The organism is Psychroflexus maritimus (assembly GCF_011089875.1).
GTDB classification, from domain to species: domain Bacteria; phylum Bacteroidota; class Bacteroidia; order Flavobacteriales; family Flavobacteriaceae; genus Psychroflexus; species Psychroflexus maritimus.
In genome coordinates this window covers 1-322 of sequence record NZ_JAANAS010000102.1, presented here as the reverse complement: position 1 = coordinate 322, position 322 = coordinate 1, and the positions used below count along the sequence as shown (strand labels likewise).

Genomic DNA, 322 nt, shown 5'->3' with positions numbered 1-322 from the left:
CCGGTAATTTCATCGATTTTGGAGGTTAAATCAAATTCGGTAAATCCGAGTTGTTCTTCAGAGAAATCACATTCAGAAAAAAGTTCAGGCTCGTTGATTTGGGGGATTTCAAGTATCTCTATATCAAATGATTGAATGTTTTGGCAACCCGTTTCCTCGTTGGTGGCTAAAACAAATAAAGTTTGTGTTGGCGTTTCAATATTGGTATAATTCTCGGGGTCTTCAATGGGGTTTTCGTTGTTTTGGGCATCGGTTTCAGTTTCGAAGTAGGTAAAGCTAAAGCCTTCGGCATCATCGATTATAGAATCTTCAATAAAGGGCA

The 322-nt window shown here is 38.5% G+C and carries 1 protein-coding gene; it reads right to left on the bottom strand.

What is annotated here, in order from left to right; genetic code table 11:
* On the bottom strand, window positions 1–322 hold a 322-nt coding region (locus G7034_RS10880), incomplete at both ends, for a hypothetical protein (protein ID WP_166400986.1).